Source organism: Priestia koreensis (assembly GCF_022646885.1).
In the GTDB taxonomy this organism is placed as follows: domain Bacteria; phylum Bacillota; class Bacilli; order Bacillales; family Bacillaceae_H; genus Bacillus_AG; species Bacillus_AG koreensis_A.
The window spans coordinates 2,644,272-2,657,436 of sequence record NZ_CP061868.1; the positions used below are offsets into that span (position 1 = coordinate 2,644,272).

Consider the following 13,165-nt stretch of genomic DNA (forward strand, 5'->3'; position numbering starts at 1 on the left):
TCTTCCTGTAAATTACTCTATGTCTTTGTTCCAATCTTTTACTTTTAAATCATCTACACCGAATCCAATATCAGTGATTTTAATATCTGTTTCCACTCTAATAAAATTGAATTCTAGACCGATATTTTCCTCTTGTAGTTCTTCTAAATTTTCCCTCAAATGGGCATATCTCGCATCGCCATTATTAATCATATTTTGAAAATACGTATTTCCACCCTGTTTCTGTTTGTCTGAGTAACTAAAACTAGCCGAATCTGAGGCCTTAGATTCAATAATTGTTAACTTTGGCGGCGGTCCTTCCGTCAAAAACGCTGCGTCTATACCATTCCTCCCCACTTGAAACAGGTGGGAAACATCTTCACCTAACTGGCTGTCTTTGGCTACAATCTTTGTCACTTCTTCCCCAAAATCACCTTTATCATGAGAAAAATATTTCGAATTATCGATTTTTCTTTCATACTCCTTTGCAGACTCCAAGTTATAATGGTCACTGATAATATCTTTCTCATCCAACTTGTTGGCCAATTTTTTTTTCTGTCTCGTTAATCTTTTGACTTCTTTATCATTTCCGTCCATTTTTAATCTAGTTATTTCTTGCTCTAACTCTTCAATTTTTTTTGAAGTATTGTCTGAAACGTTACTACCAGCTTCCCTACCACCAACCGAAAACATCCGGCCGAGGTCTTTCACCTTGTACCAGTCGTCTACCATCCATATAGGAATAGGAGCGCCATCTGTTTGGAAAACTTTGATTGATTTTGGGGCGATTTTGATTTCGCCGACTTTTTTCATGGTGTTTTTGACTTCATTGGCAACAGCGCGGTAAACTCGCTGTCCTTTTTGGACGGCTGGAATGAGGCGTTCAGTAGCTTGTGTGCTTAAAACATTCCGCATAGCCGTAAGTTTTTTGGTGCTAGTGACTACAGCGTTGGCTCCTGCTTTTGCTGTTTTGGCTGCCAGCTTGGTTGATACGACGCCAGCTCCCACAATCCCGAGGGACTGAAGCAGGCTGTTTTGGCGCTGCTCGTCGGAGATTTCATTTCCAAACATGTCTTTCCCTGTACCAAATTCGTACAGGCCGTTTGCAGCAACAAGCCCGTAGAGTCCTTTTTCTGCTTTTGAAAGAACTTCGAGGGATTTAGTCGTTTTGTAGGCGTCTAACGCATGATCTGCTGCGTTGACTCCTTTGGCAACGGCATAAATTCCTTTTCCACCTTTAATGGCACGACCTGCCCATCCAACGACAGGAATAAAGCCAGCGGCCGCCATTGCACCAGCGGCGACGCGCTCAGAGGCTGATAGTTTTCGTCCAGTGACGGGATCAATTCCTTCTACCGCTCTCTTAGAATCATAATATCCCGTGACCTCTCCTGTAAAGGTAGAAGCCGCATCCCATGCTTTTTCGTACCATTCCTTGTTCGCTTCTTCAATTTCTCGTCGCTTTTCTTCTTCTTTAAGTTTATGAACTTCTGCCATTTCTTTGTTGTAATCGATATAATTCGTTGCGTATTCGTTTGCTTCCTTCCGAACTTGATACAACGGACTTTCATGGTAGGCCTTCTCATCAAATAAGACAGGATAAGCTTGACCGCCTTTAGTGGTGGCGTCGTGCAACAACTGTGTTGATGTTGTCACTATTGTTTGATTTGAGTCTATTGCACTATAACTTTCTAACCAGTCCGCATCTAATTTTTCAACCGCATTCACCGTACTATTCCGCTTTTTTTCTGCTTTGTCCATGTATTCGTCATACGTTTCCTTAGAAAAAACAGAAAGAGGAAGAATATCATCAATGGTATTAAAGATCTTTTGAAGATCTGTTTGCTGTTGGTCGACAAGTTTTTTCGCTTGGCTAATCCCGTTTTGAACGTCTTGCTCAAGGAAAGGAACCGTAACAAACGTTTCTCCTGAAAGCTTAGCTTCCTCTGCTTTTACATAGAGAGTTGAAAAATAACTTTGAAGCATCCCAACTAGATTAATCCAGTTATCAGCTGTATCCACCTGATAACGATAAAATCCCTTAATTTTATCTGCCCCTTTTCCCTTCAGACTATCATCTAAGTCGACAACAGCTTGAAGAGTTTTTTTCAAGGCATCGAGCTGTTTTTTTAGTGCTTTGTAAGATTTTTCACGTTCTTTTGCGAATGTCGAAATCCCTTCTGCATCATATACTTTTCCCATTTTATTCACCCTTTTTTATTAGGAGCGCACCATGGCTTCATCTTGTTCTTTTAGTAGATCAACATTGGCTTTCGTATCATCTACACTTTTCTCTAAGGCGGTAATATAGGTTTTAAGTAGCTCTCCTAGATCTGCTTCACTTGTTTTCCATTCTTTTGTTGTATCTAATACGTTGTCTCCCATATCTAAATTGTCTGGGAGTGACAAATGCTTAATGGTCTGTTCGACATCCTTCAGCGTTTGCATAACATCTTCGTAACGCAGCTTAATCATCGTCATAATCATTTGCTCCTTACGTAATTCTTCTCCCTTCGCTATCGCCTCTTTACTTAGAGGGCATTAACCCACAAGAAGAAAAAATAAAAATTTCAATATTTATAGTGTAAAAGTTACGTATAGAGAGAGAAATAGGAAATTATTCTCTATTTTTCTAGGTGTTCTTTCCTTTTATTTACACTAGTTCCAAAGGATGATAAACCTATAAAACATAAAAAACCCTCATGTCATGAAAATGAATGAGGGTTTCTGAACAGATAATGTGTAAACATGTTATGAAATGGCGCCTCGTGCAAATGGAGAAAGAACGCTGTAAATGCCAAAGATATAAACGAGCCAAAACGTTAATGAGCGCATGCGGGCTGCTAAGAGTGGCGTTGGTTTTTTTACGATTGCGATACGTAAAATCGTATATGTACATAATAATAAGAACGCAGCACCTAAACAAACGACTCCAATGTTTCCGTTATATGCAATACCTGCGCGCTCGTATGCAAAGCGGAGAACATATTGTGTAAAAAAGAAACCGATGACGATGAAAATGAAAAGTTCGAGGAATGTCTGAAGGTATAGTCGTCCAGTTTTCATTTCGCTACCTCCTTTTATCTATTGCTTTTAGTGTAATTGGAATATAATGGTTTTACAAAGTTTTTTTAAATATCACATCGTCATCGCTCAAAATACCTTGCTGAACATAACGAACAATTTTTTTGGCCTCTGTTTCAACACGACTACGAATAACAGGCGTGTTTCGCCAATTTTCTTTGGTTACATCATGACTCGGTGCGATGCAAATAGAGTAGTGGATCCAGGGAGGCATATAGGTTTGAAGCGTGAGAAGCATGCGTCGCATATGAAAAATAGTAGTGACAACAAGAATTCGGTTCACGTTTTCTAGTCCGAGCGCTCGTTCTAACACAAGAAGCGATGCAAGAACATTTTCCTTTGTGTGCTGCGAAATCTCTTCGGTTGAAATGGCCTGTGCCGGGATGCCAACTTTCACCGCCTCTTCTTTCATCAACGCGGCTTCAGTCTTAGATGATTTCCCCCATATGCCACCACCCGAAAAAATAAGGTGTGGTGCTCTTCCTAATTGATATAATTGAATGGCCTTTGGTAGACGAATCTCAACCGCTTTGCTGCTGCCAGGGACAAAAATGCAGTCTCCGTCTTTCAGATCATCTTCCATGTTTGTAAACAAAAGATCAGTCATTTGCTCTACTGTTAGCGCCTCTTCTTTTAGCTCGGAAATTTTCATGATCAATCGTTCACCTCGTTTTACGTCTAGTAGTAAGCGCAATCGCGTTACTTACTACTAGTATATGACAATTTCATGAATGAGTGTAACTGATAGGTTTAGCGCATAGAAGTCAGAAGGTGAAGGAATGCATCAATATAATGATAGCGATTTCTCCCCCTCCCTGTTTGCTTAAATTCTTCAAAGAACTTCGCTACTTGAAGTGAATTAGGTAGATTTCGGATTGTAAATGGTTTCTCACCATAAGCTAAACGATCCGCAAAATAGGTCGGTTCACGAAACGACAGCAAAGCTCCAATCGCGTTAATGGCAATAAACATATGTCGTTTCTCATCTGAAGTAAGCCATTGTGTAAGGTCCTCCCACGTTGGGTCAGAGGCTGCAAACAGTTTATCCCATCCTTCAAAAGGAAGCGTTGCATAGTTCGTCATCCACTGAATGACGTCATTAGCCCGAAAATAGGAAAGGTGGTGAAAGGCCTCATAACCAGTCATGTGCTGCTCTTCTACAAACTTTATGACAAGCGGTAAGCCAATATGTATTGGTAAACACTTAGCTGTTAAATACGATCGTTCTTTCAACAGATTTTCATCTGCCCCCTCCCAAAGTGACAGAACCCATTCCCTTATCTCAGAGCCAAATAGTTCCCCTAGTAAAAGAGCCCGGTACCACTCGTTTTCTAGTAGCGATGAGGTGAGAAGTTCCTGCTTTACTTCCGATCGGTCCATTTGTGTTAACTGCATCATTTGCTTTGGACGAATTTCGCCTAAATGAGTAATGAGGCGGAGGATATCTCCGGTAGTCGAATAATCAATAACAGGTTTCTTCCCCAGACTCCAAAACCACTTTATCCATTTTAAAGCTAAGGGGTTGTCAGCACATAACCCTTCCGAAGATAAAAACCATTCAACTTGCTCCACTTCTAAACCAATTAGACAAAGAGTCGTAAGGTTATTCAAAAAATGAGCAACGTTTTTGGCGAGTAAATATTCCGTCGATTCATCTTCATACCAATAATAGACTTCACCGTCTGGTTGATCATCTGCTACGTCAATGGTAATCAAATCACCATTCCCTACATGGTGAATTAAGAGGCGTTTTTGGTCCCGTTCATCACAAAGAACTTCCAGCTCGTGAAGATTCCACTGCAATTTGCCAAAGGAGTTGTCCTTATATGGTTTAGGAACAATGAGTTCATCTGGAAATTCCCAACAGACGTCTATTGCTTTTGAGACTCTGAGAAGAGCTTCTTTTAAACTAAGAGGGAGCTTTATGTCAAGCTTTCGTTCAGTCATTACGATTTCATTCTCTGTTGCGACCGAATCCATGTATAGATGCCCTTCTCCCCCTATGTTTTGTACCAGCTGCACGATATTTTCCCACTGATTCACCAAATGCTTCATTCTCTCTCGACCTTCCTATTATATTTCTTCTATATATACACTAAATTCAGAGGGTTTCGCATCTCGCGCTAGCTGAAAAGCGTCTGCATTCTCAACGGAACTAAAAAAGTCATCTAACTCTCCTTCATACTCAAAATACCATTCTTCAATTGTATGGTTTTTAAATATCGGTAAGGGTTCAAAAAGAAATTCGCAGTGAAGCTGTGTAGGCTCGTCTTCTTCTTCGATCGAAAACTGGCGAGTAAATGTAAAATGAAATTTCTTTTCGCCTGTGAAATCATACGTTCCGCATTGAAATAACAATGCGACTTCCTCTTCTCCTTCAACAGGCTGACGACTCAATTCTTTAAAAGCGCTCCAAACCGATTCAATAGTTGGGTCCGTTTTAAGTTGATTTTCAATAAATGGTTGAGCATTTTGAACAGTAAGCATGGTCATTCTCCTTTTTAAGGTTGATGTATACGTCTATTATACCTTTTTACAGAGGGAACGGTCTTTAAAACAGTTGTTAACAAAGTGTTTTAAACAACAATACAAAACATCGTCACTGCATAGAGAGAACTGTCTATAAAACATCATAGAAGTTCTCATGTATGTCTTGAAACGACCTCTTTTCTAAACCATAGATTCATCAAAAAGGTAATATGTTTATCTTTAAAAATTAACCAAAAAACAAGGTCTATTTTACCGTATCTAAAATCACCTTTTTGCTGTATTATTTCTTTTGGGATTTATTTCATTTTAAGGTAATGGATCGTATGAATAAAAGCTTTTAAGCTAAAATCGGATGGAGAAATGATGCTAATAACTTTACTAAGAAAAATCATTTACTTTATATTAATGAGCTTTGTATTCTTATTGGGTATTTTAGGAAGCAAGATTATTTGTTTTGTATTAACTGCATGGGCTTTATTAATCGCCCTATTTATCAAACTAAAAAAAGAAAAGCTGCTCAAATTAATATTTGCAGATTTTGCTACTGGTTCAAAAGGTTATAGCATCAAACAAGCACTTATATCAGCTATTGGCGTTTTCGTTGTGGGGGTTATTGGTTTACTTTTCTTTTAACTAATTACTCATGAAAGATTGTATTATGACAATGAATCGGGTTATAAAAATAGCTATGAACATTTGGATGATTATCGGCGGGATAGCCATTATGGCAATCTCTATTATATACGCGGCAAGTGTATTTAAAGATTACGATGACGAAACAACGAAAGGAAAAATAGGAACGTTCATTCTTTATCTGGCAGATCCGCATGCTGGTGGAGTGTTCTTGTATATCGGTTTTTTACTTTTGTTACTTGGTCTTGTGTCGTGAACACCTGAGGTTACCTCCATAAATGTTATTGTTTTTATGAACAAACAAGATGCAAATAAGCGCGATAAAAAAGAACAAGCCCCAAAGCTTGTTCTTTTTCCTACTTATTGTTTCGTTCGATAGTCCGCTACTGTGTACACGTCTTGACTGCGATCGATCATATAAGATGGTGCTTCTTTTCCTCGGTTCGCTCGGTGTCCAGCGATATGAGCATCGCTCTTTTCCCAGGCCTTCCATGCTTCTTCAGATTCCCAGCGAATCATGACGAGCACTTCCTCATCTCCGCGACGCTGTTTTTTCTTCATGACGCTCATGTCTAGAAATCCTGGCTGTTCTTGAATAATCGTTTTGGATTGGAAATTACCCACGACTTGATCACCGTATCCCTCTTCTACGACTATACGTTTTAATTGTACAAACATATGGATCTTCCTTTCTGTTTTAATCAGTAATGATAATCATTATCAATTGATATTTTCATGCTATCATGTTTTAATAGAAATACAAAGAGTTTTATAGATATTTTTAAAAATGGCGAAACTTTTCCCCTTTTTTCCCCGTCTAATGTCATAGGGAGTGAAAAAAATGAAGAAACTAGTGGCAATGATTGTCGTTGCGGGAGGTCTTTTTACATACATTTCAGGGTACGCACACCCACTATTTGCACAGCTAGAAGAACAAGACTCCCTTCCTTCTCAGCTGGTCAATCAACAGCAAGCACCGATTGAATATGATGCCGGAAAGGTCATCCGACAGATACAGTGGCAAGATCTGCAAAAAAATAGTCCACGTCCATGGGAAAATAGATGGACGATGAATTATTATTCATGGCTAAACACGGGTACACAAGTGGCGGAGCGTGACATGTTCAGCGGACAAAGCGTGTTAGACGCGACGGATTCGATGGTAGAGGAAGCGGATAAGCATAGCTAAACGAACGACGGCCAATTAGTTGTGCTTTATTCCATGACAAAACACGTCAAGATCACTCTTGGCGTGTTTTCGTATCGTTTAAAATATGTATATAATGATGAACAGCAGCTTCCACTCATTATTTGGACCCGGCACTATGTAAAAACTCACTTTTCAGTATGCTCATTCGTAGACGATCAACGTACATCCCTTCACGGAGGCGATCTTGTCGTAAAATTCCTTCTTCAACATAGCCAATCCGCTTATAAAATTTAATGGCTTTTTCGTTGTCCACTTCTACTCGTAGCCAAATTTTATTTAAGTTAAGCTCACGAAATCCAAATGACAGCATTTCGTTCATAGCGGCTATTCCGTACCCCTTTCCCCAGTAACGTTTGTCCCCAATCGCGATGCCCAATTCAGCATGATGATTTAAGGTATCCATATTTTTCAAGTCCACCCAACCAATATGTACACCTTCTTCAGTGACGATTGCTTTTTGCTCGTAGCCGTTTGTTTTATCAATACACATCTGAATCCATGAAGCCGTTTCTTCTTTTGTAAACGGAGGGTATTTTTCCGGCATATTTAAATGCTTGGTTACCTCTTTGTCTAGGCACCACGTATAGCGGTCCTCGGCATCCTTTAGTTGAAGCTCCCGTAGGTTGACCGTTGGTATCATAATAAAACCACCCCTTTTTCCATATTATTGAATAGATCTAGTATACTAGATTTAAAAGGTTTTTTGGGAAATGTAGTTGGCAATGAGGGTGGTCCTGGGCGAGGATGCTTTTTCGGATGTGCTTTTGTAGTGTTGTATGTGGTACTGCCTGTTCGTGTGCGCACGTGGAAAAGAAAATAGCTTCATAGATATCTTAGATGTACTAAAAAAACGAAAGCTGGTAATTTATCAGCTTTCGTTTAACCAATCCTCTCTACTGCTTCAACAAGCATATCCCCAACAAAATCTCGATCAATGAATACCGCCTTCACATTATGCGCCCTGTTCTTTTCCTAGCGAGAATCCTTCGAAAAGACGCCCACCAAAAGGAGCGAGTACTTCATCCACTATTTGAACGATGCGCTCTTTGTAACCAAGCTTATAAAACGTATGAAATGCGTCAATAAATCGCTCCGCAAATTCTTCATCGTATCGGCAAAGCTCTCGAACAATCCACTTCGAGTCACCGACCCAATGGCGATTCGTCCTAAGGATAAATTCGTGGGTAAGATTTGCGAGCGTGTTGGCGACAAATAGCTCTTCTGCTTTATTTGTGCAACCAATTAAATCATCAAGCGCGTCGGTTAGAAAATATCGCTTTAATTGAATCGTCTCGTCTGTCCATGCCTCAGGACCTTGATCAAGAAGCCTTTGCGCTTCTCGTTTAATGTCTTCTACTTTCCCGTGATCCACGAGGACAAATCCTTCCGCTACCATGCGAGGCAATGAGGGCCTCGCTCGTTTACAATCTTGCTCAAAAAAGGCCTGGTAGGAAGTAAAATTGTGCGCAAATACTTCAATACACCAGCCAAGCTCAATGACCGATTCCCGGTAGGAAGTCGGTAAATTCTCATCGAAGACGACGATATCTAAATCCGATGTTTCGGTTGCCTCTCCCCGAACGACACTTCCTGCCAAAACGGCTCCGCTACATAGCGGGAAGTGTCTCATAACAAATTGTTTTGCTGCATCCATAGGCTCTAAGCGCTGAATCATGAAGCAACCCTCCTTTTCTATGCCTCTATTATAAATTATTCCGAATATTTGTGATAATATAATGTTACTAGAAAGAGTGAAATAATATGTTTGGGGTGCTTGCTCGGTTTGATCCTCGTGCAGAACAGCACATTAAACAAATATGGAATGCTTTAGAAAAGGAACAACTCTCCTTTTATGCCCGAGAGGTACAGGATAGAATTACTTGAGATAGATATAAAAAGCCATTCTTTTAAGGAACGGCTGCAATTGTCATTAAATTAAGGACAAATTCTGAGACAATATTTTTCTAATCACTCTTATTTGACCTCTATGGTTAATTTCATCTTCGAATACGTGAAACCAGATGAAATAGTTATTAGACGGATTGTTATCCCATATTCTATTTTCATACAACCAATCATCATCTAGAGTAGCAAATTCTTTTAACGTTCTACTTCTCACTTCTTCTAGTTTGGAGATATAAAACTCTAAGGAATGACCTTTGATATGTGTTCTGCCCATATCACCAAGACTGTATGGTGCACCCCATTCCTTCATTTCTTGTTCATTGGGTTTTCTACCGTCAAAAATCTCTATTTGAAATCCTTTTTCAACAGCAGCCATATGTAATAAAAGAGACCCGATACTATTACTTTCCTCGCTCATTAAATAGTCTAATTCGGAAGTAGTCAAACCATGTACGGCTTCTAAAGTTGTTTTTCTAGCATAGTTCATTTGTGAGACAAGGTGACCAATTTGGGCGCTAAACCCCCTTAATTTTTCTATCTTAAATTCCATGAAACGTGCACCTCATTTACTCGATTAGAAATCTTGATACCCTGCTCTTTAACTTGATATCTCCTTCACAATAGTACCATAAAAAGTAAATATATCCTCTTATTATCGAAGTAACAACCTGCACGCAAAAGACTAAAAAAATTCATATAGACCTTGATCGAAATAAGCGTATTCTTCTTTTGAGATAGTAAGTCGTTGATATCCATCGTAAAAAGCGTCTATATATTGGGGATGATCGGTGAATCGTCGCACTGCTAATGCCACATCATAGCGCGGATCTCCAATGGTTAGATCTGCGACATCAATAAATGTCTCTACTTTTCCATCCCTCACTAGAACGTTTTCCATCGTACAATCACCGTGAATCATCGTCTCTAAAATGGGCGCTGGCTTTTCTGCATGTAACTTTTCCAGGAGTACATCATTTCCATCCGTTCCCCCTTCATGCAAATTAATCTCCGCTTGTTTAAGCTGTCCATCTAGCCAGGGAACGGATTTTCTGAGAGGTTCGTTCAAAGGCAACTCATGGAGCTTCCTTATAAGTTCACCAAACGAGTTCATAAGCTTGCATTTTTCCTGCTCAGTTTTAGCCAGACTAAAGGCTTTTCTTAATGTCATTCCTTCCTCAAAAGACATAATCAAATGGCTTCCTTCTTCATCTTCAAAAAAACCATAATATGTTGGTACGGGAAGCAAAGTAGATTGAAGGGTTTCTAGCACATATGCCTCACGTACTAGCCATGAGCGGTATCTTTTGGTGAACGCGCTTTTCAGTAAATAAGTATGTGTTTCAGTTTGTACCCTACTGACTTTTGATGTCCATCCCTGCTCATTTAGAAGTTCAATGTTAATTACTTCACCAATGATATTCTCTATTTGTTTTAAACGTTCGATATTTATTGTTTATTCCTCCTCCTTAAACGTGTTCAATACATGATTCGTGAGAATAGAGAGAAGTCCTCTTTTACATAAATTAATTGACTTTTCTTCGCTTTCTCTTTATATTAGACTGATCGGTCTATAGAAAAAATAGATTTGAAAGGGGGAATGGATTATGAATACGCGCGATAAAATTATTCAAACGGCTTCTAGCTTGTTTCAGCTACAGGGTTACCATGCAACAGGTCTTACTCAAATTCTTGAGCAAAGCGCTACGCCAAAGGGTTCGATGTATTATCACTTTCCACAAGGAAAAGAGCAGCTTGCTGTTGAAGCAATTAAGTATATGAAAGAGTTTGTTCAAGAAAAAAATGAAGAAATTCTTGAGAACTATGAAGATGCCGTTGAGGCTATTCAGCGCATCATTCTTGACGTAGCAGATCATTTTGAGAAAGATGATCACGCCCCTGGTTTTCCAGTAGGATTACTTGCAGCAGAAACGGCTTCCACAAGTGAGTTGCTACAACAAGCATGTCAGCAGGCATTTGAGGCTTGGGAAGGCGGATACTACAAGAAGCTTACTGCAAACGGTTGGGACGAAGCGAGGGCACAGGATATGGCAATTGTCATTAATTCCTTAATCGAAGGCAGCATTTTGCGCGCTCTTGCCAATAAATGCAGTAAACCGCTTCGCATTGCAGCGGCACAAATTCCACAGCTGTTAAAACAAACATAGACGTTGTTCATTTACATAAAAATTATAGTGACTGGTCTAATGTTCAAGCTGTAACGAATATACATGAGATGGTTTGATTAAAAGGGGGAAATAAAATGGATGCGAGTGCTACTCAGCACAGCCAAACACAGATAAAAGTTTTGCCGATTATGATTGCCTTTTTAATGAGCGGATTTATCGGGCTTTTTAGTGAAACAGCGCTTAATATGGCGCTAGCTGATTTAATGAGAGAATTTGAAATTAGAGAAACGACCGTTCAGTGGTTAACGACAGGATACCTGCTCGTGCTTGGCATTTTAGTTCCGGTATCAGGTCTTTTATTACAACGTTTTACGACGAGACAGCTCTTTATCGCTGCTCTCTCCTTCTCGGTTGTCGGAACGCTTGTAGCGGCTCTTTCACCGACGTTTACCTTCTTAATGGGGGCTCGCGTCATTCAAGCAATTGGTACAGGTCTTCTATTACCGTTAATGTTCAATACGATTCTCTTGATCTTCCCTCCTGAAAAGCGCGGAGCTGCGATGGGGATGATTGGTCTTGTTATTATGTTTGCTCCAGCCGTTGGCCCAACGATTTCAGGGTTAATCATTGAGCATTTAACATGGCACTGGATTTTCTGGATTTCACTTCCTGTTCTAGTGTTCTCACTGATTTTCGGGATTATTTATATGCAAAATGTGTCTGAAACGAAAACGATTAAGCTGGACGCCCTCTCCATTGTGTTATCAACCATTGGTTTTGGGGGAATCGTCTTTGGCTTCAGTAGCGCTGGTGAAGGAGATGCTGGGTGGCTAGAGCCAAAGGTTCTTATTTCAATCGGAATTGGTGTATTGTTTTTAATTCTATTTAGCCTCCGTCAAGTGTCGATGGATCAGCCAATGATTAACTTAAAAGTGTTTAAATATCCAATGTTCACGATTGGTCTTGTGATGATCTTCATTTGTATGATGGTGATCTTGTCATCAATGCTATTATTACCGATTTATTTGCAAGGTGGTCTTGTTTTAACCGGATTTGTAGCAGGACTGTTGCTTCTTCCTGGTGGGGTCGTAAATGGACTTATCTCGCCTGTGATGGGTCGATTATTTGATAAGTATGGTCCCAAATGGCTCGTGATTCCAGGCTTTATTATCATATCTGTTGTCCTTTGGTTCTTCACGACCATTAATACCGCTTCAACGACAGCCTTTATTATTGTCCTTCATACGTGTCTAATGATTGGAGTTGCAATGGTCATGATGCCAGCTCAAACAAACGGCTTGAATCAGCTACCGAAGCAGTTCTACCCTGATGGAACGGCCGTTATGAACACGCTACAGCAAATTGCCGGTGCAATCGGAACAGCCGTAGCCGCAAGTATTATGGCATCTGGTCAAAAGGATTACATGGCAACCGTAAAAAATCCTGCGGACCCGTCTGTTATTTCTGCTTCGATCACGGCTGGAACACAGCACGCCTTCGTGTTTATCTTAACGATCGCAATCATTGGATTTTTAGGATCTCTATTCATTAAGCGTGTGAATGTGAAGGAAGTATCATAAAAAAGCAGTGCTGGACTTATAATTCGTTCAGTTTTAAAGTAGAACAAAAAAAGTGAATTAGAATAATAGCTAACTCACAGCTAAACGATCAAAAGAAAAAGGTATTGTCCTCGAAGGTAACAGGTTCCCATTCCGGGTGCAAAAATTAAAATCACAAT

16 protein-coding genes are annotated in these 13,165 nt (G+C 39.8%); 5 read left to right on the forward strand and 11 right to left on the reverse strand.

What is annotated here, in order from left to right; all coding sequences use genetic code 11:
- Positions 1-12: 12 nt before the first annotated feature.
- The 6 genes from IE339_RS13750 to IE339_RS13775 form a co-directional block, all read right to left on the reverse strand.
- Positions 13-2,181: a T7SS effector LXG polymorphic toxin gene (locus IE339_RS13750; protein ID WP_242168356.1), complete on the reverse strand. Its 2,169-nt coding sequence runs from the start codon at positions 2,179-2,181 to the stop codon at positions 13-15.
- Positions 2,182-2,199: 18 nt separating this feature from the next.
- Complete coding sequence (locus IE339_RS13755) at positions 2,200-2,460, reverse strand: DUF5344 family protein (RefSeq protein WP_053402006.1); 261 nt, start codon at positions 2,458-2,460, stop codon at positions 2,200-2,202.
- Between the two features lie 270 nt (positions 2,461-2,730).
- Positions 2,731-3,045 carry a hypothetical protein gene (locus tag IE339_RS13760; RefSeq protein ID WP_242168358.1) on the reverse strand — a complete coding sequence of 105 codons (315 nt, stop codon included), beginning with the start codon at positions 3,043-3,045 and terminating at the stop codon, positions 2,731-2,733.
- 52 nt (positions 3,046-3,097) lie between these two features.
- Positions 3,098-3,715 (reverse strand): YdcF family protein, encoded by a 618-nt coding sequence (locus IE339_RS13765; RefSeq protein ID WP_242168360.1) that lies wholly within the window; start codon positions 3,713-3,715, stop codon positions 3,098-3,100.
- A 98-nt stretch (positions 3,716-3,813) separates the two neighbouring features.
- Positions 3,814-5,118 carry an SMI1/KNR4 family protein gene (locus IE339_RS13770; RefSeq protein WP_242168361.1) on the reverse strand — a complete coding sequence of 435 codons (1,305 nt, stop codon included), beginning with the start codon at positions 5,116-5,118 and terminating at the stop codon, positions 3,814-3,816.
- Positions 5,119-5,136: 18 nt separating this feature from the next.
- A complete protein-coding gene (locus tag IE339_RS13775) occupies positions 5,137-5,550 on the reverse strand; it encodes a hypothetical protein (RefSeq protein ID WP_242168363.1) in 414 nt (137 codons plus the stop codon).
- 363 nt (positions 5,551-5,913) lie between these two features.
- Here IE339_RS13775 and IE339_RS13780 point away from each other — a divergent pair, with 363 nt between their 5' ends.
- Positions 5,914-6,186, forward strand: a complete 273-nt coding sequence (locus IE339_RS13780; RefSeq protein ID WP_242168365.1) for a hypothetical protein — start codon at positions 5,914-5,916, stop codon at positions 6,184-6,186.
- Between the two features lie 55 nt (positions 6,187-6,241).
- Positions 6,242-6,442 (forward strand): hypothetical protein, encoded by a 201-nt coding sequence (locus tag IE339_RS13785; protein ID WP_242168367.1) that lies wholly within the window; start codon positions 6,242-6,244, stop codon positions 6,440-6,442.
- A 104-nt stretch (positions 6,443-6,546) separates the two neighbouring features.
- On the opposite strand, the gene IE339_RS13790 is transcribed toward IE339_RS13785, so the two are convergent.
- Entirely contained in the window at positions 6,547-6,864 is a 318-nt protein-coding gene (locus IE339_RS13790) for an antibiotic biosynthesis monooxygenase family protein (protein ID WP_242168369.1), read from the reverse strand.
- Positions 6,865-7,027: 163 nt separating this feature from the next.
- On the opposite strand from IE339_RS13790, the gene IE339_RS13795 reads away from it, so the two are divergent.
- A complete protein-coding gene (locus tag IE339_RS13795; RefSeq protein WP_242168371.1) occupies positions 7,028-7,375 on the forward strand; it encodes a hypothetical protein in 348 nt (115 codons plus the stop codon).
- A 118-nt stretch (positions 7,376-7,493) separates the two neighbouring features.
- Here the strand turns inward: IE339_RS13795 and IE339_RS13800 are convergent, their stop codons facing one another.
- The 4 genes from IE339_RS13800 to IE339_RS13815 all read right to left on the reverse strand — a co-directional run bounded on the left by IE339_RS13800 (position 7,494) and on the right by IE339_RS13815 (position 10,751).
- Positions 7,494-8,039 (reverse strand): GNAT family N-acetyltransferase, encoded by a 546-nt coding sequence (locus IE339_RS13800; protein WP_242176199.1) that lies wholly within the window; start codon positions 8,037-8,039, stop codon positions 7,494-7,496.
- 309 nt (positions 8,040-8,348) lie between these two features.
- Positions 8,349-9,071, reverse strand: a complete 723-nt coding sequence (locus IE339_RS13805) for a nucleotidyltransferase domain-containing protein (protein WP_242168373.1) — start codon at positions 9,069-9,071, stop codon at positions 8,349-8,351.
- Between the two features lie 255 nt (positions 9,072-9,326).
- Positions 9,327-9,851: a DinB family protein gene (locus tag IE339_RS13810; RefSeq protein ID WP_242168374.1), complete on the reverse strand. Its 525-nt coding sequence runs from the start codon at positions 9,849-9,851 to the stop codon at positions 9,327-9,329.
- A 132-nt stretch (positions 9,852-9,983) separates the two neighbouring features.
- On the reverse strand, positions 9,984-10,751 hold the full coding sequence (locus IE339_RS13815) for a phosphotransferase (RefSeq protein ID WP_347342725.1): 768 nt from the start codon (positions 10,749-10,751) through the stop codon (positions 9,984-9,986).
- A 154-nt stretch (positions 10,752-10,905) separates the two neighbouring features.
- Here IE339_RS13815 and IE339_RS13820 point away from each other — a divergent pair, with 154 nt between their 5' ends.
- On the forward strand, positions 10,906-11,466 hold the full coding sequence (locus IE339_RS13820) for a TetR/AcrR family transcriptional regulator (RefSeq protein WP_242168376.1): 561 nt from the start codon (positions 10,906-10,908) through the stop codon (positions 11,464-11,466).
- 95 nt (positions 11,467-11,561) lie between these two features.
- Complete coding sequence (gene lmr(B), locus IE339_RS13825; protein ID WP_242168379.1) at positions 11,562-13,007, forward strand: lincomycin efflux MFS transporter Lmr(B); 1,446 nt, start codon at positions 11,562-11,564, stop codon at positions 13,005-13,007.
- The last annotated feature ends 158 nt before the right edge of the window (positions 13,008-13,165 follow it).

Bases quoted from the DNA above. Each gene is read 5' to 3' on its own strand.
- IE339_RS13750 (WP_242168356.1), bottom strand. From the start codon at position 2,181: ATGGGAAAAGTATATGATGCAGAAGGGATTTCGACATTCGCAAAAGAA.
- IE339_RS13755 (WP_053402006.1), bottom strand. From the start codon at position 2,460: ATGACGATGATTAAGCTGCGTTACGAAGATGTTATGCAAACGCTGAAG.
- IE339_RS13760 (WP_242168358.1), bottom strand. From the start codon at position 3,045: ATGAAAACTGGACGACTATACCTTCAGACATTCCTCGAACTTTTCATT.
- IE339_RS13765 (WP_242168360.1), bottom strand. From the start codon at position 3,715: ATGAAAATTTCCGAGCTAAAAGAAGAGGCGCTAACAGTAGAGCAAATG.
- IE339_RS13770 (WP_242168361.1), bottom strand. From the start codon at position 5,118: ATGAAGCATTTGGTGAATCAGTGGGAAAATATCGTGCAGCTGGTACAA.
- IE339_RS13775 (WP_242168363.1), bottom strand. From the start codon at position 5,550: ATGCTTACTGTTCAAAATGCTCAACCATTTATTGAAAATCAACTTAAA.
- IE339_RS13780 (WP_242168365.1), top strand. From the start codon at position 5,914: ATGATGCTAATAACTTTACTAAGAAAAATCATTTACTTTATATTAATG.
- IE339_RS13785 (WP_242168367.1), top strand. From the start codon at position 6,242: ATGAACATTTGGATGATTATCGGCGGGATAGCCATTATGGCAATCTCT.
- IE339_RS13790 (WP_242168369.1), bottom strand. From the start codon at position 6,864: ATGTTTGTACAATTAAAACGTATAGTCGTAGAAGAGGGATACGGTGAT.
- IE339_RS13795 (WP_242168371.1), top strand. From the start codon at position 7,028: ATGAAGAAACTAGTGGCAATGATTGTCGTTGCGGGAGGTCTTTTTACA.
- IE339_RS13805 (WP_242168373.1), bottom strand. From the start codon at position 9,071: ATGATTCAGCGCTTAGAGCCTATGGATGCAGCAAAACAATTTGTTATG.
- IE339_RS13810 (WP_242168374.1), bottom strand. From the start codon at position 9,851: ATGGAATTTAAGATAGAAAAATTAAGGGGGTTTAGCGCCCAAATTGGT.
- IE339_RS13820 (WP_242168376.1), top strand. From the start codon at position 10,906: ATGAATACGCGCGATAAAATTATTCAAACGGCTTCTAGCTTGTTTCAG.